The sequence below is a fragment of the Sphingomonadaceae bacterium OTU29LAMAA1 genome, from assembly GCA_024072375.1.
Classification (GTDB): Bacteria; Pseudomonadota; Alphaproteobacteria; order Sphingomonadales; family Sphingomonadaceae; genus Sphingomonas.
The window spans coordinates 3295100-3316670 of the sequence record CP099617.1 but is presented as its reverse complement, the minus strand read 5'-3'; the positions used below and the strand labels follow the sequence as shown (position 1 = coordinate 3316670).

General features: G+C 65.8%; 20 protein-coding genes. 12 read left to right on the top strand and 8 right to left on the bottom strand.

Going from position 1 to position 21571, the window contains the following annotated elements; all coding sequences use genetic code 11:
- Nucleotides 1-92: 92 nt before the first annotated feature.
- Nucleotides 93-1571 (top strand): RNA polymerase factor sigma-54, encoded by a 1479-nt coding sequence (rpoN, locus tag NF699_15870; protein USU04505.1) that lies wholly within the window; start codon nucleotides 93-95, stop codon nucleotides 1569-1571.
- Entirely contained in the window at nucleotides 1568-2404 is an 837-nt protein-coding gene (locus NF699_15865) for an endonuclease/exonuclease/phosphatase family protein (protein ID USU04504.1), read from the top strand. The genes rpoN and NF699_15865 overlap by 4 nt, the downstream gene beginning before the upstream one ends.
- A gap of 203 nt (nucleotides 2405-2607) precedes the next feature.
- Here the strand turns inward: NF699_15865 and NF699_15860 are convergent, their stop codons facing one another.
- Entirely contained in the window at nucleotides 2608-3606 is a 999-nt protein-coding gene (locus tag NF699_15860; GenBank protein ID USU04503.1) for a ligase-associated DNA damage response exonuclease, read from the bottom strand.
- Nucleotides 3607-3702: 96 nt separating this feature from the next.
- Between NF699_15860 and NF699_15855 the strand changes: the two genes are divergently transcribed.
- Nucleotides 3703-3876: a hypothetical protein gene (locus tag NF699_15855; GenBank protein USU04502.1), complete on the top strand. Its 174-nt coding sequence runs from the start codon at nucleotides 3703-3705 to the stop codon at nucleotides 3874-3876.
- Between the two features lie 155 nt (nucleotides 3877-4031).
- On the top strand, nucleotides 4032-6437 hold the full coding sequence (locus NF699_15850) for a ligase-associated DNA damage response DEXH box helicase (protein ID USU04501.1): 2406 nt from the start codon (nucleotides 4032-4034) through the stop codon (nucleotides 6435-6437).
- Between the two features lie 212 nt (nucleotides 6438-6649).
- Here the strand turns inward: NF699_15850 and NF699_15845 are convergent, their stop codons facing one another.
- On the bottom strand, nucleotides 6650-8584 hold the full coding sequence (locus tag NF699_15845; protein USU04500.1) for a potassium transporter Kup: 1935 nt from the start codon (nucleotides 8582-8584) through the stop codon (nucleotides 6650-6652).
- 138 nt (nucleotides 8585-8722) lie between these two features.
- Here NF699_15845 and pdeM point away from each other — a divergent pair, with 138 nt between their 5' ends.
- Nucleotides 8723-9385 carry a ligase-associated DNA damage response endonuclease PdeM gene (gene pdeM, locus NF699_15840; protein ID USU04499.1) on the top strand — a complete coding sequence of 221 codons (663 nt, stop codon included), beginning with the start codon at nucleotides 8723-8725 and terminating at the stop codon, nucleotides 9383-9385.
- A 38-nt stretch (nucleotides 9386-9423) separates the two neighbouring features.
- Here the strand turns inward: pdeM and msrA are convergent, their stop codons facing one another.
- From msrA to pabB, 4 genes are all read right to left on the bottom strand, one after another.
- Nucleotides 9424-10077: a peptide-methionine (S)-S-oxide reductase MsrA gene (gene msrA / locus NF699_15835; protein USU04498.1), complete on the bottom strand. Its 654-nt coding sequence runs from the start codon at nucleotides 10075-10077 to the stop codon at nucleotides 9424-9426.
- Between the two features lie 37 nt (nucleotides 10078-10114).
- Entirely contained in the window at nucleotides 10115-10261 is a 147-nt protein-coding gene (locus NF699_15830; protein ID USU04497.1) for a hypothetical protein, read from the bottom strand.
- 254 nt (nucleotides 10262-10515) lie between these two features.
- The gene (locus tag NF699_15825) at nucleotides 10516-11715 is read right to left on the bottom strand and encodes a pyridoxal phosphate-dependent aminotransferase (protein ID USU04496.1); all 1200 of its coding nucleotides are present in this window, start codon (nucleotides 11713-11715) and stop codon (nucleotides 10516-10518) included.
- Between the two features lie 35 nt (nucleotides 11716-11750).
- Nucleotides 11751-13526, bottom strand: a complete 1776-nt coding sequence (gene pabB, locus NF699_15820; protein USU04495.1) for an aminodeoxychorismate synthase component I — start codon at nucleotides 13524-13526, stop codon at nucleotides 11751-11753.
- An 80-nt stretch (nucleotides 13527-13606) separates the two neighbouring features.
- Between pabB and NF699_15815 the strand changes: the two genes are divergently transcribed.
- Complete coding sequence (locus NF699_15815) at nucleotides 13607-14266, top strand: MBL fold metallo-hydrolase (protein USU04494.1); 660 nt, start codon at nucleotides 13607-13609, stop codon at nucleotides 14264-14266.
- Nucleotides 14267-14620: 354 nt separating this feature from the next.
- On the opposite strand, the gene NF699_15810 is transcribed toward NF699_15815, so the two are convergent.
- The gene (locus tag NF699_15810; GenBank protein ID USU04493.1) at nucleotides 14621-14998 is read right to left on the bottom strand and encodes a hypothetical protein; all 378 of its coding nucleotides are present in this window, start codon (nucleotides 14996-14998) and stop codon (nucleotides 14621-14623) included.
- A gap of 422 nt (nucleotides 14999-15420) precedes the next feature.
- Between NF699_15810 and rpmF the strand changes: the two genes are divergently transcribed.
- The 5 genes from rpmF (at nucleotide 15421) to NF699_15785 (ending at nucleotide 18428) form a co-directional block, all read left to right on the top strand.
- A complete protein-coding gene (gene rpmF, locus NF699_15805) occupies nucleotides 15421-15600 on the top strand; it encodes a 50S ribosomal protein L32 (GenBank protein ID USU04492.1) in 180 nt (59 codons plus the stop codon).
- A gap of 34 nt (nucleotides 15601-15634) precedes the next feature.
- Complete coding sequence (gene plsX / locus NF699_15800) at nucleotides 15635-16666, top strand: phosphate acyltransferase PlsX (protein ID USU04491.1); 1032 nt, start codon at nucleotides 15635-15637, stop codon at nucleotides 16664-16666.
- The gene (locus tag NF699_15795) at nucleotides 16663-17631 is read left to right on the top strand and encodes a ketoacyl-ACP synthase III (protein USU04490.1); all 969 of its coding nucleotides are present in this window, start codon (nucleotides 16663-16665) and stop codon (nucleotides 17629-17631) included. Before plsX ends, NF699_15795 begins: the two co-directional genes overlap by 4 nt.
- Nucleotides 17632-17757: 126 nt before the next feature.
- Nucleotides 17758-18057, top strand: a complete 300-nt coding sequence (locus tag NF699_15790) for an integration host factor subunit alpha (GenBank protein USU07118.1) — start codon at nucleotides 17758-17760, stop codon at nucleotides 18055-18057.
- Nucleotides 18058-18062: 5 nt separating this feature from the next.
- Entirely contained in the window at nucleotides 18063-18428 is a 366-nt protein-coding gene (locus tag NF699_15785) for a MerR family transcriptional regulator (GenBank protein ID USU04489.1), read from the top strand.
- On the opposite strand, the gene NF699_15780 is transcribed toward NF699_15785, so the two are convergent.
- On the bottom strand, nucleotides 18423-19052 hold the full coding sequence (locus NF699_15780; protein ID USU04488.1) for a TetR/AcrR family transcriptional regulator: 630 nt from the start codon (nucleotides 19050-19052) through the stop codon (nucleotides 18423-18425). The two genes, NF699_15785 and NF699_15780, sit on opposite strands and share 6 nt — an antisense overlap.
- Nucleotides 19053-19166: 114 nt before the next feature.
- Here NF699_15780 and NF699_15775 point away from each other — a divergent pair, with 114 nt between their 5' ends.
- Nucleotides 19167-21554 carry a TonB-dependent receptor gene (locus NF699_15775; GenBank protein USU04487.1) on the top strand — a complete coding sequence of 796 codons (2388 nt, stop codon included), beginning with the start codon at nucleotides 19167-19169 and terminating at the stop codon, nucleotides 21552-21554.
- Nucleotides 21555-21571 lie beyond the last annotated feature (17 nt).

Sequence of the window (21571 nt, the reverse complement as noted above, 5' to 3'; positions counted from 1 at the left end):
CGCCCCCTCCGACAAAGTTCATTGCCGTCCTCCCCCTCCGTCAGCCTGACGGCTGCCACCTCCCCCTGGCGGGGGAGGGCTTTGCGCGCCGCATGAGCCTCGCCCCGCGCCTCGATATCCGCCAGTCGCAATCGCTGGTGATGACGCCGCAATTGCAGCAGGCGATCAAGCTGCTCGCGCTGTCCAACCTCGAGATCGAAGGCTTCATCGCCGAAGAGGTCGAGAAGAACCCGCTGCTCGAAGCGGCGCAGACCGACGAGGTCATCCGGCCCGAACGCGTCGAGCGCGAAGAACCCGCGGGTGCGGACGACCTGATCGGCGGCACCGCGACCGCCGACCCGATCGACGTCGACTATGCGACCGAAAGCCACCAGCAGGACAGCGTCGCGGACGGCGGCGGCGGCTTCGACGGCGCGCTGTCGATGACCGGGGGCAGTGGCGGCAGCAGCTTGGGAGGCGAAGACCTCGACTTCGATTCCTTCGCGCAACGCGATGGCACGCTCGGCGACCATCTCCTTGCTCAGGCCGGCGCGGTGGTCGATGGCGCCGACTGGTTCATCGCCCAGCATCTGATCGACCAGATCGACGAGGCGGGTTATCTCACCGCATCCCTGCTCGACATCGCCACGCGGCTCGGCACGTCGCAGGCGCGCGTGGAGCATGTCCTGACGCTCATCCAGACGCTCGATCCCACCGGCGTCGGCGCACGCGACCTCGCCGAGTGCATCGCGTTGCAGGCGCGCGAGGCGGACCGCTACGACCCCTGCATGGCGCGGCTGATCGACAATCTCGACCTGCTCGCGCGCGGTGACCTGACGCGGCTCAAACGCATGTGCGGCGTCGACGACGAAGATATGGCGGACATGATCCGCGAACTGCGCGGCTACGATCCCAAGCCCGGCTGCCGCTACGGTGGCGAACCCGCGCTGGCGGTGACGCCCGACCTGTTCGTCCAGAAGACCAAGACCGGCTGGGGCATCGAACTCAACGCCGCCACCCTGCCCCGCGTCCTCGTCAACCGCCGCTATTACCACGAACTCAGCCACGGCCCGCAGGACAAGGCGTCCAAGGCCTGGCTGTCCGACGCGCTCGCCAGCGCCAACTGGCTGATCAAGGCCCTCGACCAGCGCCAGCGCACGATCATCAAGGTCGCTGCCGAGATCGTGAAGCAGCAGGAGGCGTTTTTTCTGAAGGGCGTCGCGCACCTGAAGCCGATGACGCTCGCACGCGTGGCGGACGCGATCGAGATGCACGAATCCACCGTCAGCCGCGTGACGAGCAACAAATATCTGAGCTGCGCGCGCGGCGTCTTCGAGCTGAAATATTTCTTCACCAGCGCCATCCAGTCCGCCGACGGTGGCGATGCCGTATCTGCCGAGGCAGTGAAAAGCGCGATCCGCGCGCTCATTGCCAATGAGGGAGCCAAGATCCTGTCCGACGACACATTGGTCGAATTGCTGCAGGCCAAGGGCTTCGACATAGCCCGTCGCACTGTCGCCAAATACCGTGAGGCGATGGGCATCGGCAGTTCGGTCCAGCGCCGCCGCGCGCGCACGTTGGAAGGGGCATGAACCTTTCCCGCCGCGCGATGCTTGCCGGGGTCATGACACTGCCGCTGACCGGTGCAGTGAAGCCCGCGCAGACGCTCACCATCATGACCTTCAACGTCCGTCTGCCCATGGCTTCGGACGGCGCCAACGACTGGCCGCACCGCCGCGCATTGTTCGCGCAGACGGTCGCTGCCGCCGATCCCGATCTGTTCGGCACGCAGGAACTGTTCCAGTCCCAGGGCGACGACATCGTCCGCGCGCTGCCGCGCTACCGCTGGTTCGGTCGCGATCGCCGCGGCGGCCATGCCGACGAGCATATGGGCATCTTCTATCGCCCCGACCGGCTGACTTTGCTGGCGCAGGGCGACTTCTGGCTGTCGGACACGCCCGACCTTCCCGGCAGCATCACCTGGGGCCACCCGCTGCCGCGGATGGTGACATGGGGCCGCTTCCAGACCCGCGATGGACGCCGCTTCGTGGCGCTCAACACCCATTTCCCCTACCGTTTGGAGGACGAAGCCGCCCGCGAAAAGGCCGCCGCGTTGATCGTCGCCCGCCTGCCGGATATCGCCGCGAACGATCCCGTGGTCCTGACCGGCGATTTCAACACCACCCCCGACACGAAGGCCCACGCCACCCTGACAGCCGCGCTCAAGGATGTCTGGCAATCCGTCCGCGCGCCCAAAGGCCCACCGCTCACCTTCCACGACTTCACCGGCAAACCCGATCGCCGCATCGACTGGATTTTGACCCGCGGTTTCCGCCCGTTGACCGCACGAACGATCACCCGCCACACGGGTGCGCTTTACCCGTCCGACCATTTCCCTGTCGTGGCGCGGATCGCCTTTCGGTAGCAGTAAATTTCACGCGAAGGCGCGAAGACGCAAAGAAGGATTGTTCGCGCAGAGGCGCAGAGGACGCGGAGTGGGCTTTCGCGAAGCAGCTGTATTCAGAAAATTTGAACTGAAAGCTGCCGCTGGCATCGAACGTCTCTGCGTCCTCTGCGCCTCTGCGCGCAAAAAACCTTCGCGTGAAAGCACCTTCTCACCGCGACGGCTCAATCATCCTCATCCTCGAACCCCACCAACGCCAAGGCCCTTGCCTTCATCTGGCGCTGCTCGCACCAATGGACCAGCGCCTCTTCGCGCCCGTGCGTCACCCACACTTCGCGCGGTGCGATTTCGGACAAGGTGTCGGTCAGCTCGTCCCAGTCGGCGTGATCGGACAGGATCAGCGGCAGTTCGACGTTCTTCTGCCGCGCCCGCTGCCGTACTCGCATCCACCCAGAAGCCATGGCGGTGATCGGATCGGGCAGGCGGCGCGACCAGCGATCGTTGAGCGCACCCGGCGGGCACATCACGACGTGCCCCGCCATGTCCGCCTTCTTCGCATCCGCCACCGGCAGCAGCTCGCCCAGCCGCACGCCATGCTCGGCGTACAGGTCGCACAACCGCTGCAACGCGCCATGGATGTAGATCGGCGCCTCATGCCCCCGCTCGCGCAGCTCGGCGATCACCCGCTGCGCCTTGCCGAGCGCATAGGCGCCGACCAGCACGCAGCGATCGGGGTTGGCGTGCAGTCGCGCGATCAGCTTGTCGATCTCGTCGCCCGTATCGGGGTGGCGGAACACCGGTAGCGCAAAGGTCGCCTCTGTGACGAACACGTCGCACTTTACCGGCTCAAACGGCGTACACGTCGGGTCCGCCCGCCGCTTATAGTCGCCCGACACGACGACCCGCTCGCCGCGGTAGTCGAGCACGATCTGCGCCGATCCCAGCACATGCCCGGCGGGGACATAGCCGATCTCCACCTCGCCCATCCGGATGCTCTCGCCATAAACGACGGGGTGGCCTGCCTGTTCGCCGTAGCGCGCGTCCATGATCGCCAGCGTTTCCGGCGTCGCCCACACGGCGCCATGCCCACCGCGCGCGTGATCGGCGTGGCCGTGCGTCACCAGCGCGCGCGCCTCCGGCTCGGACGGGTCGATCCACGCATCCGCTGGTTTGACGTAGATGCCGTGCGGATGCGGTTCCAGCCAGTCGCCCAATCGTGCCATGCCGCTACTACGCGCCAGCCGCGCTTACGGTGCCGCCGGATCGAATAGCGGCCACGGGTCGTTGACCCCGAACGCTACACCTACGGGAGAAAATCGATGGTGATCAGCAGCTTCTGGGGTTTGGTCGTCTTCGTCGGCGCGATGGTGCTGCTCGGCGTACTCATCTGGGCGAAGTTCAACAATCGCGTCTCGCGCGACCAGCACCGCCGCACCGAACAGGCGACGCACGACCTGTACCAGGGCGATGCGGTGGATCACGACCAGCGGTAAGATCCTCCGTCACCCCGGACGCGTTCCGGGGTCCACTCATCCACAAGGGAAAGACCCCGAGACTCTAGCCTTTCCGTTCGCCGCCCAGCGCTCCCCCGGAACAAGTCGGGGGTGACGAGTGGTGTGGGCGACGCTCCCGCCCTACATAGGTTGCAATGGACCTCCCCCAGCCGCTCGCAGATTGGTTCGCCACCCGCGGCTGGCATCCCCGGCGTCACCAGCTCGACATGCTCCGCGAAGGCCGCGCCGGCCACCACGCCTTGCTCGTCGCCACCACCGGCGCGGGCAAGACGCTCGCCGGGTTTCTCCCGACACTGACCGAATTGATCGAGACGCCGACCGAGGGTCTGCACACGCTCTACGTCTCGCCGTTGAAGGCGCTGGCGGTCGACATCCAGCGCAATCTCGTCGCGCCCGTCGAAGAGATGGGCCTCGACCTGCGCATTGAGACCCGCACCGGCGACACGCCCAGCGACCGCAAGGCCCGCCAGCGCGTCAAGCCGCCGCAGATCCTGCTCACCACGCCCGAATCGCTGTCGCTGCTGCTCAGCTACCCCGACAGCTTCACCATGTTCGAAGGGCTGAGGACGATCGTCGTCGACGAAGTCCACGCCTTCGCCACCGGCAAGCGCGGCGACCTGCTGTCGCTCTGCATGGCGCGCCTCCAGCGGATCAGTCCGGGCCTGCGCCGCGTCGCCCTCTCCGCCACCGTCGCCGATTCGGACGGCTATCGCGCCTGGCTCGCCCCCGATGGCGATATCGATCAGGTCGCGATGGTGCAGGGCGAGGCGGGCGCCGACCCCAACATCGCCATCCTGCTGCCCGAAGGCCGCGTGCCATGGTCGGGCCATTCCGGCCGCTATGCCGCCGAACAGGTCATGGCGGAGATCGAGGCGCACAAGACCTCGATCGTCTTCTGCAACACCCGCAGCCTCGCCGAACTGATCTTCCAGGACCTGTGGAAGGTGAACACCCAGTCGCTGCCGATCGGCGTCCATCACGGCAGCCTCTCGCTCGAGGCGCGCCGCAAGGTGGAGGGTGCGATGGCGGACGGCCGCCTGCGCGCGCTGGTGGCGACCGCCAGCCTGGACCTGGGTGTCGACTGGGGCGACGTGGATTGCGTCATCCAGATGGGCGCGCCCAAGGGCTCGTCACGCCTGCTCCAGCGGATCGGCCGCGCCAACCACCGGCTCGACGAAGCTTCGGAAGCGATCGTCGTCCCCGGCAACCGCTTCGAATATCTCGAAGCCCGCGCCGCCCTCGACGCGGTGGAGGCGGGCGAACTCGACCCCGACCTGTTCCGCCCCGGTGCGCTCGACGTGCTCGCCCAGCACGTCATGGCGGTCGCCTGCGCCGCGCCGTTCGATCAGGCGACATTGCTCGACGAGGTCCGCTCCGCCCTCCCTTATTCGGCGCTGACCGACGAGACGTTCGATCGCGTCCTCGGCTTCATCCGCGATGGCGGCTACAGCCTCAAGGCCTACGACCGCTTCAAGCGCCTGACGCAGGAGGCCGACGGCCTGTGGCGCGTCAGCCACCCGAAGTTCGTCACCCAGCACCGCCTCAACGCCGGCATCATCGTCGAATCGACGATGCTCAACGTCCGCTTCAAGAATGGCCGCAACCTTGGCAAGGTCGAGGAAGGGTTCGCCGCGCAACTCTCCCCCGGCGACACCTTCTTCTTCGCCGGCCTCAGCTGCGAAGTGCAGAAGATCGATACCGAGGACCTCATCGTCCGCGCCTCGTCCAAGCCCGCGCGTATCCCGACCTACGGCGGATCGCGCATGCCGTTGTCGACCAACCTCGCCGACCGCGTCCGCGGCTTCCTCGCCGATCCCGGCCAATGGGCGCGCTTCCCCGACGACGTGCGCGAATGGCTGGAATTCCAGGCGAAACGCTCCGCCCTGCCCCGCCCCGGCCAGCTTCTGGTCGAAACCTTCCCGCGCGAAGGGCGCAATTACATGGTCGCCTACAGTTTCGAAGGGTGGAACGCGCACCAGTCGCTCGGCATGCTCATCACCCGCCGCATGGAGGCGGAGGGACTGAAGCCGCTGGGCTTCGTCGCCAACGATTACGCGCTCGCGGTGTACGGCATCGACAAGATCACCGACCCCGCCGCTTTGTTCAGCCCCGACATCCTCGAACACGAATTCGTCGACTGGGTGCAGCAATCGCACCTGCTCAAACGCGCCTTCCGCGAAGTCGCGGTGATCGGCGGCCTCGTCGAGCGCCAGCACCCCGGCAAGCGCAAGACCGGGCGACAGGTCACCTTCTCGACCGACCTGATCTACGATGTCCTGCGCAAATACGAACCCAGCCACCTGCTCCTGCAAGCCGCCTGGGACGACGCCCGCGCCCGCATGACCGACGTCGGCCGCCTCGCCGGCCTGCTCGACCGCGCCGCCGAGACGATGCTCCACGTCGATCTTGAGCGCGTCACCCCACTTGCCGTCCCGGTGCTGACCCTGATCGGCCGCGAGAAAATCTCGGTCGGCAGCGCAGATGATGCCTTGCTGATCGAAGCCGAAGCGCTTGCGGCGGAGGCGATGACGCTCGACTGACCTTTTTGAAAGATGCGTGATTCACGCGAAGCCGCAAAGACGCGAAGAGAAGAAGGGTTTTAGCGCGCCGAGGCGCAGAGACGAGCTTGCGGCAGCTCCAATCCACCTCTTGAGCGGGCGATGACAGCCGCTACGCGGCCCTCTTCTTCTCCGCGCCCTCTGCGCCTCCGCGCGCAAAACCTCTTCGCGTCTTCGCGTCTTCGCGTGAACAATCAGACCGTAACCTGCTCGCCCAATTCCAGTACCTTCCCCGGCGGAATCTTCAGGAAATCGGTCGGATCGCTCGCATTGCGCTGCATGAACATGAAGATGCGGTCCTGCCACAGCGGCATGCCCACATCCGCCTCCGGCTTCAACGTGTTGCGCCCGATGAAGAAGCTCGTCTTCATCGCATCCAGGCTGCGCATCTCGGTCTTGCCACCGACGCCGAGGTCGGCCGGCACGTCGGGCGATTCCATGAAGCCGTAGTTCAGCACGACGATCTCGAAATTGTCGTCCAGCCGCTCGACCGTCGATCGATGCGCCTCGTCCACCACCGGCCGGTCGGTGGTGCGGATGCTCACCACCAGGTTGCGCTCGTGCAGCACCTTGTTGTGCTTGAGGTTGTGGAGCAACGCTCCCGGCGCCGAGCGCGGATTGGCGGTCAGGAACACCGCGGTGCCCGGCACCCGCTCGGGCGGGCGCTTCGCCAGCGCGACGGCGAGGTCGGCGAGCGGGATGCTCTGCCGCGCCTCGAATGCCCGCACGATGCCCTTGCCGCGCACCCAGGTGTAGATCAGCAGGCCGATCGCGGCGGCGATTACCAGCGGCACCCAGCCGCCCTCGACCACGCGCAGGATGTTGGCACCGAAGAAGATCAGGTCGAGGCAAAGGAACGGCAGCACCGCGGTCAGCGCCCACACCCGCTTCCAATGCCAGACATGCCGCGCCACGAGGTAGCCGAGCAACGTCGTCACCACCATCGTGCCCGTCACGGCGATGCCGTACGCGGCCGCCATCGCCGACGACGTCTTGAACTGGACGATCAGCACCAGCACGCCGACCAGCAGCAACCAGTTGATCGCCGGGATATAGATCTGCCCGGCGAAATCCGCCGACGTCTGGCGCAGCTTCATGCGCGGCAGCAACCCCAGCTGCACCGCCTGCTGCGTCAGCGAGAAGGCACCGGTGATCACCGCTTGGCTCGCGATCACCGTGGCGAACCCCGCCAGCACGATCAGCGGCCCACGAAACGATTCGGGCGCCATCAGGAAGAACCAGTTCTGGTTGACGAACGGCGTCCCCGCCGCCGCCGCGGCTTCCAGATGCGACAGCGCGAACGCGCCCTGCCCCAGATAGTTGAGCGTCAGCGCCGGGAAGACGAGGAACAACCACGCGATCCGGATCGGCCGCTTGCCGAAATGCCCCATGTCCGCGGTCAACGCCTCCGCGCCGGTGACGGTCAGGAACACCGCGCCGAGCACGAACAGCCCCGTCGTGCCGTGCGTCGCGAGGAAACGGATGCCATAGCTCGGGATCAGCACGCGAAAGATCGATAGCTCGTCGGCGATATGCCAGATGCCCAAGGCCCCGATGGTCACGAACCACAGGATGCAGACCGGCCCGAACAGCTTGGCGACCATCGCCGTGCCGCGCTTCTGGATCAGGAACAGCGCGATCAGGATGCCGATCGTCAGCGCCCGGATCGTGCCCTCGTCGAACAATTTCGCGGCGGACGGGATCGTCTGCAATCCCTCCATTGCCGACAGCACCGACAGCGACGGCGTGATGATCGCATCGCCATAGAACAACGCCGCACCCGCTGCGCCCAACACCAGCGCGATGCGGCTGCGCATCCCCAGCGACCGCCGCGCCAGCGCCGCCAGCGCCAGCACGCCGCCCTCGCCGTGATTGTCGGCGCGCATCAGGAAAAAGACGTATTTGCACGTGACGATCAGCGTCAGCGTCCACAGCGCGAGGCTGAGCACGCCGAGGATCTCGGACGGATCGATACCGTCGGCGGCGGACTGCCCCAGCGCATCGCGGAACGCGTAGAGCGGACTGGTGCCGATATCGCCGAACACCACGCCGATCGCCCCGATGGTGAGACCGATGAGTGCGGGATGATGCTGGGCGGTGGAAACGGGTGCTTGGACGGCGGGCGACATGCGCGCGACTACCCTCTGACAGAACCCTCCCGGCGGGAGGACGGCGCGCTTTACGCCTATTGCAGCCCCAGGCAAGCGGATTTGCTCCGCACCGCACAACGGCTTGCCCATGCGGATCTTTGCGGGCAAGGCGGACGCATGGTTCCCTTTTCGTTCGGCGGCCACGCGCTCTGCGCCCTTCCGGAGGGTGCGTTGCTATGGCCGGCACGCCGTGCCTTGCTCGTCGCCGATCTCCATTTCGAAAAAGCGAGCTGGTTCGCTGCCCGCGGCCAGATGCTGCCGCCGTACGATTCACTGGCGACGCTCGCCGATCTCGCCGCACTGGTCGCTAGGACCGGGGCGGAGGAACTCTGGTGCCTCGGCGACAGCTTCCACGACAGCGACGGCTGCGAGCGCCTGCCGCAGGAAGCACAAATCCGCCTCCGCGCGCTGACCGAAGGGCTGCGCTGGACGTGGATCACCGGCAACCACGATCCCGACATCAAGGACCGCTGCGGCGGCGAGATCGCCGACGAGGCGGAAGTCGATGGGCTGATCCTGCGCCACGAGGCCGATCCGCTGGAAACACGCCCGGAGCTGTCGGGTCATTTCCACCCGAAGCTGCGGGTTGCGGTGCGCGGCAAGCAGATCGCGAGGCGCTGTTTCGTCGCGACGGAGCGCAAAATCGTCCTGCCGGCATTCGGTGCGTTGACCGGTGGACTGGACGTTAATCACCCCGCGCTGACGAAGGCGGTGGGTCGCGGCGCAGAAGCGCTGGTCCCGGTAGAACAGCGCCTCCTGCGCTTCCCGATCGCTGCTTAACTGCGCTCCCTCTCCCCGCAGGGGAGAGGGGGCAGGCCTCACCGATACAGCGTCGGAAATCCCGCCTTGAACGCCGCGACCTTCGGCTTGTCCCAATGCACGATATACGGGTGCGTCGGATTCCGGTCGTAGAAATTCTGATGATACGCCTCGGCCGGGAAGAACTTGCCCTGCTCTACCTTCGTCACGATCGGCCGCGGAAAGCTCTTCGCCGCACCAAGCTGCGCGATATACGCCCGCGCAACCGCCGCCTGGCGCGCATCCTGCGGGAACACCGCCGACCGATAGCTCGGGCCGCTATCCGGACCCTGCCGGTTCAGCTGCGTCGGATCGTGCGCGATCGAGAAATACACCCGCAGCAGCGTCGCATAGCTCACCTGCCGTGGATCGAAGACGACCTTGATCGCCTCGGCATGCCCGGTCCGCTCGGTCGATACGGCATCGTAATTGGCCGTCTCACGCGTGCCGCCGGCATAGCCCGCGGTCACCCCGCGTACGCCCTTCACATGCTCGAACACCGCTTCCATGCCCCAGAAGCAGCCGCCCGCGAACACCGCGGTCTGCATTCCCGCCGCAGCCGGAACATCGACCTTGGCAACGGGGATCGGCACCGCGCGCTCGGCCGCGGCGAAGCCGGTGGAGGCGATCACGGCGGCGGCGACACCGGCGACGGGCAACAGGATTTTCAGCATGCCACCAACATGGGGAGCCGCCGCCCGCATTACAGCCTCAGCGGACCGCGACGATCGGCGAAGCCGCCGGAATCGGCTGCACGCCCTGCGCGCTCGCCGGCTGGAGCGTCACGACGCCGACCGCGCCGATGGCGAAGCCACCGACGAATTGCCAGAAGAAGCCGCTCTTGAAGACCTTGCGCATGACGCACCCATTGGTTTGTTCGAGCGCAGCTACGTCGCTGCGCCCCGTAAGGATGCGAGATCGTCTCTCCCGCCTCCAGGCTCAATGCCGTTTATAGAAACGCTGAATTAACGCGGCGTGGCGACCGCGTTCATCGGGCGTAATATTGTACCGGAGTGGCCTCACCCCATTCAGCAACGGCTGCGCCGTCTATTCCCTCTCCCGATGGGAGAGGGAGAGAGCCGCGCAGCGGCGGAAGGGTGAGGACGATCCCCCTACTTCAGATCGGCACACGCCTGCTGAATGCGCTCGCACGCCTTGCGCAACAGCGCATCAGATGTCGCATAGCTGATCCGCATCGCCGGCGACAAACCGAACGCCGCGCCCTGCACCGCCGCCACCTTGGCATCGTCGAGCAGATAGCCGACGAACGCCTCGTCGCTGTCGATCACCCGCCCCGACGGCGTGCTCTTGCCGATCAGCTCCGCAAACGACGGATAGACGTAGAACGCACCCTCGGGCGTCGGGCAGTGCATGCCGGGGATCGCGTTGAGCATGCCGACGACCAGATCGCGCCGTACCTGGAACGCCGCATTGCGCTCTTGCAGGAACCCCTGCGGGCCGTTTAGCGCCGCCACCGCCGCCGCCTGCGCGATCGAACAGGGGTTGCTGGTCGACTGCGACTGCAGCTTCGCAATCGCCTTGATCAGCCACTGCGCGCCCGCCGCATAGCCGATCCGCCACCCGGTCATCGCATAGGCCTTCGAACAGCCGTTCACCGTCAGCGTCCGCTCGTACAGCTCCGGGCACACCTCGGCGATCGTTGCGAAGCGGAATCCATCATAGACGATATGCTCGTACATATCGTCCGCGAACACCCAGACGTGCGGATGCCGCGCCAGCACCGCGCCCAGCGCCTTCAGCTCATCGACGGTATAGCCCGCGCCCGTCGGGTTGGACGGCGAATTGAGGATCACCCATTTGGTCCGGGGCGTGATCGCCGCCTCCAGCGCTTCCGGCGACAGCTTGTAATCCTGCTCCGGTCCGGCGACCGCGAACACCGGCGTGCCGCCCGCGAACTGCACCACGTCGGGATAGCTCACCCAGTAAGGCGCGGGGATCACCACCTCGTCACCGGCATCCACCGTCGCGACGATCGCGTTGAACAGCGTATGCTTGCCGCCGACGTTCACCGTCACCTGATCCGTCGTGTAGGTCAGGTGGTTGTCGCGCGCGAACTTGGCGACGATCGCCTGCTTCAGCTCGATCGTGCCGTCGACGTTGGTATATTTGGTCTTGCCGTCGCGAATCGCCTGGATCGCCGCCTCTTTCACAAAGTCGGGCGTATCGAAGTCCGGCTCGCCCGCACCCAGCCCGATCACGTCGACGCCGGCGCGCTTCAATTCCAGCACGCGGCTGGTGATGGCGAGCGTCGGGGACGGGCTGATACGGCCGAGGGCGGCGGAGGGCTTCATGGCAGGGGCCTTATGGCGACAGGGAACGCGCGGCCCTATAGCGACAGCGGGTCCGATTTCGCAACCGCAACAACCGCCGGCATCAACCCGCGCAGCGCATTTCCGACAAAAAATTGCTTGGGAAGATCGTTAGGCGACAGATTAACCTCGATCACCCGCCCCGATTCGATCAATTCCGATCGCAGCACACCCGGCAGCAGTCCGTGGGCCGCCGCCGGGGTCACCAGCCCGCCATTCCGTGGCACGAACAGCGAGGTAAAGCTTCCCTCGGTCAGCCAGCCGTCCGGCCGCATGAACACCACCTCGTCGGTTCCCGCCGCGATCCGTGCCGCATCATAGAAGCCACGATCGCTCGACTTGTGCCGCAACCGGTAATCGTCGGTTGCGACCGGCAACGGCACCACCGTTACCTGTAACGGTCGGTCGAACCGCGCCGGCGCCGGTCCCACTTCAATCGCGATCGCCCCGCCCTGCGCCAGCAGCAGCCGTATCCGCGCCGCCTCGCGCAACCGGAAAGTCGCCGCCTGCAATTCGTTACGCGCATGATGCCGGTCGAAGCGAAAGCCCAGTGCGACCGCACTCGCCCGCATCCGTTCCAGATGCCGGTCGAGCAAGCGTATTCCCTGCTCGGGATCGAACGCCATCGTCTCGATCAGGTCGAGCGGTCGCTGCTCCGCGGTGACGAACGCGCCCTTCGCCAGCACCTCCGCCCATTCCTCGTCCGCCCGGCTGTCCGCGACGATACCCGATCCGAGGCCGAGTTCGGCAACCGTCGTGCCTGCCTCGACCGTCAGCGTTCGGATCGCCACGTTGAACGCCGCGCCGCCGTCCGCATCGATCCGCCCGATCGCGCCGGTGTAGACGCCGCGAGCCGTCGCCTCGACATCGCCGATCACCTCCATGGCGCGCTGCTTCGGCGCGCCGGTGATCGAGCCGCAGGGATAGAGCGCGGTCAGCACGTCCACCGCATCGCGGCCCACCGCCAGGTCGGCCATCACCGTCGACGTCATCTGATGCACCGTCGGATAGGTTTCGACGGTGAACAGGGCCGGCACCGCCACACTGCCCGGCTTCGCGATCCGCGACAGGTCGTTGCGCATCAGGTCGACGATCATCAGATTCTCGGCCCGCTGCTTGGCATCCGCGCCCAACGCCACCACCCGTGCCGCATCTTCCTCCGGCGTATCGCCGCGCGTCGCCGTCCCCTTCATCGGCCGACACGTCAGCCGCTTGTCCTCCAGCGCGAAGAACAGCTCCGGCGACAGCGACAGCAGATGCCGTTCGCCCGTCGCCACCAATGCGCCATAGCCAGCTGCCGACCCCCGCCGCAGCTTCGCATACAAGGCCGCGGGATCGCCCGCGATCAGCACATCCGCCCGCAGCGTCAGGTTCGCCTGATAGATATCGCCCGCCCGGATCATCTCCAGCGCCCGGTCCAGCGCATCGTCGTAGACGTGACGCTCGATCCGCGGCTGCGGGTGGGTCGCCCATGCCCCGGCAGGGTCCGGCAACAGCGCCGCCACCTCATCGGCCGTCATCGTCCGATATCCCTCGAACAGCCCGAACCACAGCAGCGGTGCGTCGATATCCCGCGCCGGCAGGTCCCGCGGCATCAGCGCCGCACCCGCCTCATAGGTCAGATAACCCGCCGCATGCAGCCCACGCGCGGACGCCCCGCGCAATCGCTCCAGCGCCGGAACCACCTGATCCAGCCGCCCGGCCGTCACGATCTCGACCGGATCGACATACAGCCGCGCCCCCGCGCCATCGGCCCGGGCATCGTCCAGCAGTACGAACGGCGCGTTCAGCATGCACCGTCAAATGCACGGGTGGATGCTCCCGGCGCAAGCGGCGATTGCCGCCCCCTCGCCCGCCCCCTATCTCTGCCGCCATGACCGACAGCCCGCTCAAAGCCGCCATCGTCCAGGTGACGCCCTTCCAGCAGAATTGCACCCTGATCTGGTGCACCGCGACGATGAAGGCCGCGATCGTCGATCCCGGCGGCGATCTGCCCCGTATCAAGGCCGCGGTGACGCAGGCCGGCGTCACGGTGGAAAAAATACTGCTCACCCACGGCCACATCGACCACGCCGGCGAAGCCAAGACGCTCGCCACCGATCTCGGCGTACCGATCGAGGGCCCGCACGAGGCCGACCGCTTCTGGCTCGCCCGCCTCGACGACGACGGCAAGAACTACGGCATGACCGGCGTCGTCTTCGAACCCGACCGCTGGCTGGTCGAAGGCGACACGGTGAGCGTCGGCAACCTCACCCTCGACGTCTACGAAACCCCCGGGCACACGCTGGGTCACGTCATCTTCCATCATGCGCCGAGCAAGTTCGCGCAGGTCGGCGACGTCCTGTTCCAGGGCTCGGTCGGCCGCAGCGACATGCCCGGCGGCAACCACAAGCAATTGATCGAGACGATCGTGACGAAGCTCTGGCCGCTGGGCGACGATACCGCCTTCATCCCGGGCCACGGCAACCCCAGCACCTTCGCCCACGAACGCGCCAACAACATGTTCGTCAGCGACAAGGCATTGGCGGAGTAGCGTTACCCTCACCTCCGGCTCTCGACCTTTCTATTCCACCACCCCACCCACTCCGCCGTCCCACCTACTCCGCCCCCGCCCCCCCCCTCCGTCATCCCGGCGAACGCCGGGACCCATGGAGGCAAGCGGCCAGCGATGCGCGCACCGCCGATGGCGCGATGTCCATGGGTCCCGACTTTCGTCGGGATGACGAGGAGGGTGGGTACGACAGCCATCCCAAGACATCGTCATCCCCGCGAAGGCGGGGACCCATAATCAACAACGTCGCGCCTCACGCCGCAACGCCAGCCAGTATGGATTTCCGTTTCCGCGGAAATGACGAAGGCAGGACCTCACCCGAAGACCCCAACCCCATCACCGCCCGACCGGCAACATCTTCCCCGATTCCCGGTCCAGACCCAGCGCCGTCACCACATCCAGCAGCGTCGCTGCCACGACGAACGCCACCGCGCCCCACACCGCCTTGTTCTTCGGGTGCGCACTTGCCGCCGCCCCCAGCGCGGTCAGGTCCATCGCGTCGCCGGCCACCCGGTTCCAGACGTTGGTCGACACTGCCGGCGCCGCCAGCAGGTTCGCCCCCGCCAGCAACTCGCGCGCGCCGAATCCCTTGATCAGCCCTTCCGATCCTTCCGCTTCCAACGCCCTCGCGATCCGCTTCGACGCGAACAGCTCGGTCACGCCCAACGCGATCGAGAACACTCCCAGGCCCAGCCCTAACCGCTTGAAATCCATGACAACACTCCGTCTTCTGCCACGGCGGAACCAACGGAAAGCGGGGCATCCCGTTCCGTGGTCGAACCAGTGCTGTCCTACACGCCGCCAGCCGGCTATCGTCCCCGCCATGCCGTACAATCTCGCCTCCCCCACCCGATGCCCACGGCAGCGGCTGGAGACGCATTCCGTCTCCGACGTAGTGACAAGTTCGGCAACTTCCGCGCAAACGACTCAGGACCACGCCCCTCTCCGCCGTCGCGCTGCCGCCCCGATATCCGCTGGCGAAGCTTGCAACAGTCCGGAAATTCGCTATAGGCCCGCGCTTCGCGATGCGTCCGGTTGTCGGTGGCGTCCAGCGGCCGACCTTGCGTCGGTTGTCGGCACGTCCCGTCGGGCTCATCGGATTTCCGTAAGCCGAATTTCTAGAACAAGGTGCCGAAATGGCCGTCCCCAAGCGAAAGACCTCTCCCTCCAAGCGCGGCATGCGTCGCGGTCACGACTCGCTGACCATCGCGTCGTTCCAGGAGTGCCCGAACTGTGGCGAACTCAAGCGTCCGCACAACCTGTGCACCGCTTGCGGTCACTATAACGGCCGCGAGATCGTCTCGGTCGAGGGTTAACACCCTCCCCTCCCATCCGGATAAGCGCTGAACCATGCCCGACAATTCCTGGATCGCCGTCGATGCGATGGGCGGCGACGAAGGGGTGGCGGTCATGCTCGCCGGCGTGGCTGCGGCCCGTCGGCGCTTTGAAGGCATGCGCTTCTTCCTGGTGGGTGACGAATCGGCGGTTCGCGAAGAGCTGAAGACTCACCCGAACCTCAGCCAGCACAGCGAGATCGTCCACGCACCGGAAACGGTCGGGTCGAGCGACAAGCCGAGTCAGGCGATTCGCCGCGCCAAGACCACGTCGATGGGCATCGCCATCGATCTGGTGAAACAGGGTCGCGCCGGCGCCGCCGTCTCGTCGGGCAACACCGGCGCGCTGATGGCGATGGCAAAGGTCGCGTTGCGCACCCTGCCGGGCATCGACCGTCCCGCGCTCGCAGCGCCGCTGCCGACGCTCGGCGAGAATGACGTGGTCATGCTCGACCTCGGTGCGAATACGGAGGTGGACGCGCGCAACCTCGTCCAGTTCGCGGTCATGGGTGCAGCCTATGCCCGCACGATCATGGACCTCGAATCGCCCCGGGTCGCGTTGCTCAACATCGGCAGCGAAGACCAGAAGGGCACCGACGAGATTCGCGACGCCGCTGCTGTGCTGAAGGGCCAGACGCACCTGCCCCTCACCTTTACCGGCTTCGTCGAGGGCAACCAGCTCGCCCGGGGCAACCACGACGTCATCGTCTGCGACGGTTTCGCCGGCAATATCGCGCTCAAGACTGCAGAGGGCACCGCCCGCTTCGTCGCCGACTTGCTCAAGCGCGCCTTCAGTTCCTCGGTCCGCTCGAAGGTCGGCTTCCTGATCTCGCGCCCCGCGACCGAATTGCTGCGCGACCACCTCGATCCCAACAATCACAATGGCGCGGTCTTCCTCGGCCTCAACGGCATCGTCGTGAAGAGCCACGGCAGCGCCAACGAACGCGGCGTCGCCACCGCGATCGGCAATGCCGCCAAGATGGTGCGTGCCGATCTCACCCGCCGCATCGCCGACGATCTCGGCAATTTCGAAAAGCGCGCGGCATGATCCGTTCGGTCATCCTCGGCACCGGTTCGGCGTTACCGGAAAACCGCGTCTCGAACGCCGATCTTGCCGACCGCCTCGACACCAGCGACGAATGGATCGTCGAGCGCACCGGCATCCGCTTCCGCCATATCGCGCAGCCGCACGAAACGACCTCGACCCTCGCGGCCGAGGCGTGCCGCGCCGCACTGGAATCGTCGGGCAAGACTGCGCAGGACATCGACCTGATCGTTCTAGCCACCGCGACCCCGGATCAGACCTTTCCGGCGACCGCCACCAAAGTCCAGGCGATGCTCGGCATCGACGATTGCGTCGCCTTCGATGTCGCTGCGGTCTGCTCGGGCTTTCTCTACGCGGTGCAGGTCGCGGATGCGATGCTGCGTACCGGTATCCACCAGCGTGCGCTGGTGATCGGCGCGGAAACGTTCAGCCGCATCCTCGACTGGGAAGACCGCACCACCGCCGTGCTGTTCGGCGACGGCGCCGGCGCGATCGTACTGGAGGGGCAGGAAAGCGACTCGGACACCGGCCGCGGCATCCTCGCGACCAAGCTCCATGCCGACGGCCGCCACAACGAACTGCTCTATGTCGACGGTGGCCCGTCGACCACCGGCACGGTCGGCAAGCTGCGCATGAAGGGCCGCGAGGTGTTCCGCCACGCCGTCGTCAACCTTGCGGCGGTGATGCAGGAAACGCTGGTGATCGCAGGGCTTGCTCCCGACGATGTCGACTGGGTCGTGCCGCATCAGGCCAATGCCCGGATTCTCGATGCGACCAGCCGCAAGCTGGGCCTGGCGGTGGACAAGGTCGTGGTCACCGTCGACCGTCATGCCAATACGTCAGCCGCCTCGGTCCCGCTGGCACTCGACACGGCCGTCCGTGATGGCCGTATCCGGCAGGGCCAGATCGTCGTTCTGGAGGCCATGGGCGGCGGGTTCACCTGGGGTGCGGCGGTTGTCCGCTTTTAAGACGATTACGTACAAGTACATAGGTACTATCCTAATATAACGGAAGAAAGTCACTTTCGGACACGTCTGGTCTGGTGTAAACGAATGCCGGGGCATCCTAACAGATGGAGTGGGGCGAGCGTGTTGATGACTACCGCAGGCACTTTGACACGGGCCGACCTATCAGAAGCGTTGCATCGTCAGATCGGCTTATCTCGCGCCGATTCCGCCAAGATCGTCGAGCAGATCCTGACCGAAATGTGCGAAGCGTTATCGCGCGGCGAAAACGTCAAGATCTCGGGATTCGGCACATTCGTACTGCGGGACAAGGGTGAACGGATCGGACGCAATCCCAAGACCGGGATCGAGGTGCCGATCGCACCACGTCGCGTCCTCACCTTCCGGGCCAGCCAGATGATGCGCGAGCGCATCGTCACGTCCAGCTGACCACGATGCCATCCGGCACCGGGAAAGCCATCGGCGCGTTCCGGACGATCGGGGAGGTTTCGGAGGAAACCGGCCTTCCCCAGCATATCCTGCGCTATTGGGAAACGCGCTTTCCCCAGCTGCGACCGATCACGCGCGCCGGCAACCGACGGTATTACCGTCCGGAAGATGTCGCGCTCATCCGTCGCATTCACGGCCTGCTGAATCAGGAGGGTTATACGGTTCGCGGTGTGCAGCAATTGCTCGCCACCGCGCGTACCGACGCTCCAGCCGAAGATAAGGCGGATACCGCGTCGGTGCTACCCATGCTGAAGGCGATCCGCGACCGGCTTGCCCATGCCCTCAGCCAGGACGAACACCTCGCTTTATAAGTCCTCGGGCACCAGCCCGTGGCGCAGCAGGCTCGCTGCCAGATCGGCCACATCCTCGACACTGCGATCCTCGTTCCAGACACCAAATCGCAGGCCGAGGAACACGTTCATCCCCATGATCGCCCAGGCGTGTACGTCCGACACATCGCTGCGCACCTCGCCGCGCGTCGCCGCAGCCCTCAGTCGCTGATCGATGCGTTCCGCCGTCGACGCATAATGCGACCGAAAGCTGTCCGGATCGACGAACTCCGCCTCGTCGATGATGCGATAGATTTCCTTATGTTCCCGCACGAATCCGATGAACTGCGCCAATCCCGCTCGCTCCGCGGCGATGCCGTCACCAGCCGCGCGCACCGCCGGCGCGACATGATCGCGAACCTGCGCCGATAGATCGGTCACCAGTGCGCGGAACACTGCATCCTTCGAATCGAAATACGTATAGAAACTGCCGAGCGCGACGCCCGCCCGCCGCGTGATCGCACTGATCGACGCCTCGTGAAATCCGCGTTCACCGAACTCCAATGCCGCCGCATCCAGCAGCGCACGCAACGTCTTGCGACCGCGCGCCGTGCGCGGCGTCTTGTCGAGGCTCGCGACCGACGCGGCATCTTCAGCGCTCGTCATCTCCAAGCCTCTCCATCATTCCAAGTTGAATCCTGGTTCAGGTTTCACTATAGCGTTCGTCATTGGCGTACAACCCGGGTCTACCGGACGGCGCTGCATAGGAGGGGTTTTACCATGAAGGTGCGCACGTCCACGTTCCTGATGCTCGGCGCGGCCGCAGCGGCGCTGTTCGCCGGACCGGCCGCCGCCCGGATCGCTCCGGCCGATACCGCAGGCATCGGTCAGGACGGCGCAGCGGCCACCGAAACGACACCCGACACGACGGATACGCCGTCCGAAAACACCGGCGACATCGTCGTCACCGCGCGTCGGCGTGTCGAATCGCTGCTGAGCGTGCCGATCGCGGTTACGGCGTTGAGCGCGGATCGGCTCGACAAGCTTGGCGCAGTCGATCTGACCGACATCCAGAATTTCACGCCGAATACGACGCTGAAGACCGCCCGCGGCAGCAATTCGACGCTTGCCGCATTCATCCGCGGCGTCGGCCAGCAGGATCCGGTGCCGGGATTCGAAGCCGGCATCGGGATCTATCTGGACGACGTCTATCTCAATCGCCCGCAGGCCGCGGTGCTGGACATCTATGATGTCGACCGGATCGAGGTGCTGCGCGGACCGCAGGGTACGCTATACGGGCGCAATACGATCGGCGGCGCGGTGAAATACGTCACCAAGCGGCTGCCGGACGATCCCGAGGTGCGGATCAAGGCAAATTACGGGTCCTACGATCAGGCGGACGGCATCGTCACCTTGTCGGCGCCGATCGGCGACATGCTGAAGGTCGGGGTGGCGGGTGCACGCCTCAGCCGTGGCGGCTTCGGCCGCAACATCAATCTCAATATCGACAATTACAACAAGGACATCTGGGCGGCGCGCGGCACGGTCGAGTTCGAGTCGCCGGACACGCGGCTGTTCGTGCGGATCACCGGCGACTACACCCATGACAAGAGCAACCCCCGCAACGGGCACCGGTTGATCCCCGGCATCGTTTCCGGCGCTCCGGTGCTCGACGATGTCTACGACACCCGCGCCGGCCTGAATTTTCCGCGGCAGGATATCAAGGCGGGTGGCCTGTCGATGACCGCCAACGCCAGGCTGACCGACAGCCTGACGTTGCGCAGCATCAGTGCGTGGCGCAAGGACGACAGCTTCACCCCGATCGACTTCGATGCGTTGCCCGCGGTCGATGTCGACGTGCCGGCGATCTATCGCAACGAACAAACCAGCCAGGAATTCCAGCTGCTCTACAGCTCGGACAAGCTGAACGGGTTGCTCGGCTATTATTACCTGGGCGCCAAGGCCTCGACCGGATTCGGCGTGCTGCTGTCGACGACGCTACCGGGCTTCAACGCCTATACCGCCGGTGACGTACGTACCGAAACATCGTCGGTGTACGGCGACTTCACCTTCGACTTCACGCCGCAGTTCAGCCTGTCGCTGGGCGGACGCTATACGTGGGACGAGCGCAAGTCGTACGTATTCAAGGCGAGTTACCTCGGCCTTACCCCGGAGTTTGGTGGGACGCCAGTGCTGGTAGGCGCCCCTGCCACGGATTTCCGCGGCAAGGCCAACTACAAGCGCTTCACGCCGCGCGCTTCCATCAGCTTCAAGCCGGTGGAGGATCACCTGCTCTACCTGTCCTATTCCGAAGGCTTCAAGGGCGGCGGGTTCGATCCGCGGGGGTCCGGCACGTCCGCGCCGATCAGCAGCGCGGCGGCAGGGCGGACGTATCAGGACATCTACAACTACCTGTCGTTCGATCCGGAGACGGTCACCAGCTACGAGGCGGGCTACAAGGGTGCGGTGTTCGATCGGCGACTGACCTGGGCGCTCGCGGGGTTCTACGCCGATTACAAGGACGTACAGGTACCGGGGTCGGTCGGCTGTTTGCAGAACGGCGTGCAGAGCTTCTGCGGGATCACGACGAACGCCGCCAAGGCGCGGATCAAGGGCGTCGAGCTGGAAACCAACGCGATCCTTGTCCGCGATTTTGCGGGCGTCGGGTCGTCGGTCGCGCTGACCGGCGCGGTCGGCTATATCGACGCCAGATATCGCCGCTTCATCGGTCCGACCGGCACCGATGTCGCCAATGTCCGCGTGTTCCAGAATACGCCGCACTGGACCGCATCGGGCACGCTGACCGGCAACGTTCCGGTCGGCGAGGGACTGGTCACCGCCAACTCCACGCTGTCCTACCGCGGGCTCACCCACCAGTTTGAAACGGCAAGTCCGTTCCTCGACCAACCGCGCTATGCGTTGCTCGATGCCGGGATCACCTGGGCATTCGGCGAGGGACGGCGCTATTCCATCGGCGTCTATGGCAAGAACCTGACGGACAAGCAGTATAAGACGTCGGGCTATCAATATATCGCCAGCACCGTCGCCGGCGTGCCGATCCGGACGCCGGCGGGGGGCTATACCTCGACGTTGGGTCGGGAGGGGATCGCCACCGCCTTCTATGGCAACCCGCGGCAGGTCTTCGCGAGCATTGCGGCGAAGTTCTAGACAGACATCCGGATCGC

Coding starts and splice junctions, on each gene's coding strand:
- rpoN (USU04505.1), top strand. CDS start 93: ATGAGCCTCGCCCCGCGCCTCGATATCCGCCAGTCGCAATCGCTGGTG.
- NF699_15865 (USU04504.1), top strand. CDS start 1,568: ATGAACCTTTCCCGCCGCGCGATGCTTGCCGGGGTCATGACACTGCCG.
- NF699_15860 (USU04503.1), bottom strand. CDS start 3,606: ATGGCACGATTGGGCGACTGGCTGGAACCGCATCCGCACGGCATCTAC.
- NF699_15855 (USU04502.1), top strand. CDS start 3,703: ATGGTGATCAGCAGCTTCTGGGGTTTGGTCGTCTTCGTCGGCGCGATG.
- NF699_15850 (USU04501.1), top strand. CDS start 4,032: ATGGACCTCCCCCAGCCGCTCGCAGATTGGTTCGCCACCCGCGGCTGG.
- NF699_15845 (USU04500.1), bottom strand. CDS start 8,584: ATGTCGCCCGCCGTCCAAGCACCCGTTTCCACCGCCCAGCATCATCCC.
- pdeM (USU04499.1), top strand. CDS start 8,723: ATGGTTCCCTTTTCGTTCGGCGGCCACGCGCTCTGCGCCCTTCCGGAG.
- msrA (USU04498.1), bottom strand. CDS start 10,077: ATGCTGAAAATCCTGTTGCCCGTCGCCGGTGTCGCCGCCGCCGTGATC.
- NF699_15830 (USU04497.1), bottom strand. CDS start 10,261: ATGCGCAAGGTCTTCAAGAGCGGCTTCTTCTGGCAATTCGTCGGTGGC.
- NF699_15825 (USU04496.1), bottom strand. CDS start 11,715: ATGAAGCCCTCCGCCGCCCTCGGCCGTATCAGCCCGTCCCCGACGCTC.
- pabB (USU04495.1), bottom strand. CDS start 13,526: ATGCTGAACGCGCCGTTCGTACTGCTGGACGATGCCCGGGCCGATGGC.
- NF699_15815 (USU04494.1), top strand. CDS start 13,607: ATGACCGACAGCCCGCTCAAAGCCGCCATCGTCCAGGTGACGCCCTTC.
- NF699_15810 (USU04493.1), bottom strand. CDS start 14,998: ATGGATTTCAAGCGGTTAGGGCTGGGCCTGGGAGTGTTCTCGATCGCG.
- rpmF (USU04492.1), top strand. CDS start 15,421: ATGGCCGTCCCCAAGCGAAAGACCTCTCCCTCCAAGCGCGGCATGCGT.
- plsX (USU04491.1), top strand. CDS start 15,635: ATGCCCGACAATTCCTGGATCGCCGTCGATGCGATGGGCGGCGACGAA.
- NF699_15795 (USU04490.1), top strand. CDS start 16,663: ATGATCCGTTCGGTCATCCTCGGCACCGGTTCGGCGTTACCGGAAAAC.
- NF699_15790 (USU07118.1), top strand. CDS start 17,758: ATGACTACCGCAGGCACTTTGACACGGGCCGACCTATCAGAAGCGTTG.
- NF699_15785 (USU04489.1), top strand. CDS start 18,063: ATGCCATCCGGCACCGGGAAAGCCATCGGCGCGTTCCGGACGATCGGG.
- NF699_15780 (USU04488.1), bottom strand. CDS start 19,052: ATGACGAGCGCTGAAGATGCCGCGTCGGTCGCGAGCCTCGACAAGACG.
- NF699_15775 (USU04487.1), top strand. CDS start 19,167: ATGAAGGTGCGCACGTCCACGTTCCTGATGCTCGGCGCGGCCGCAGCG.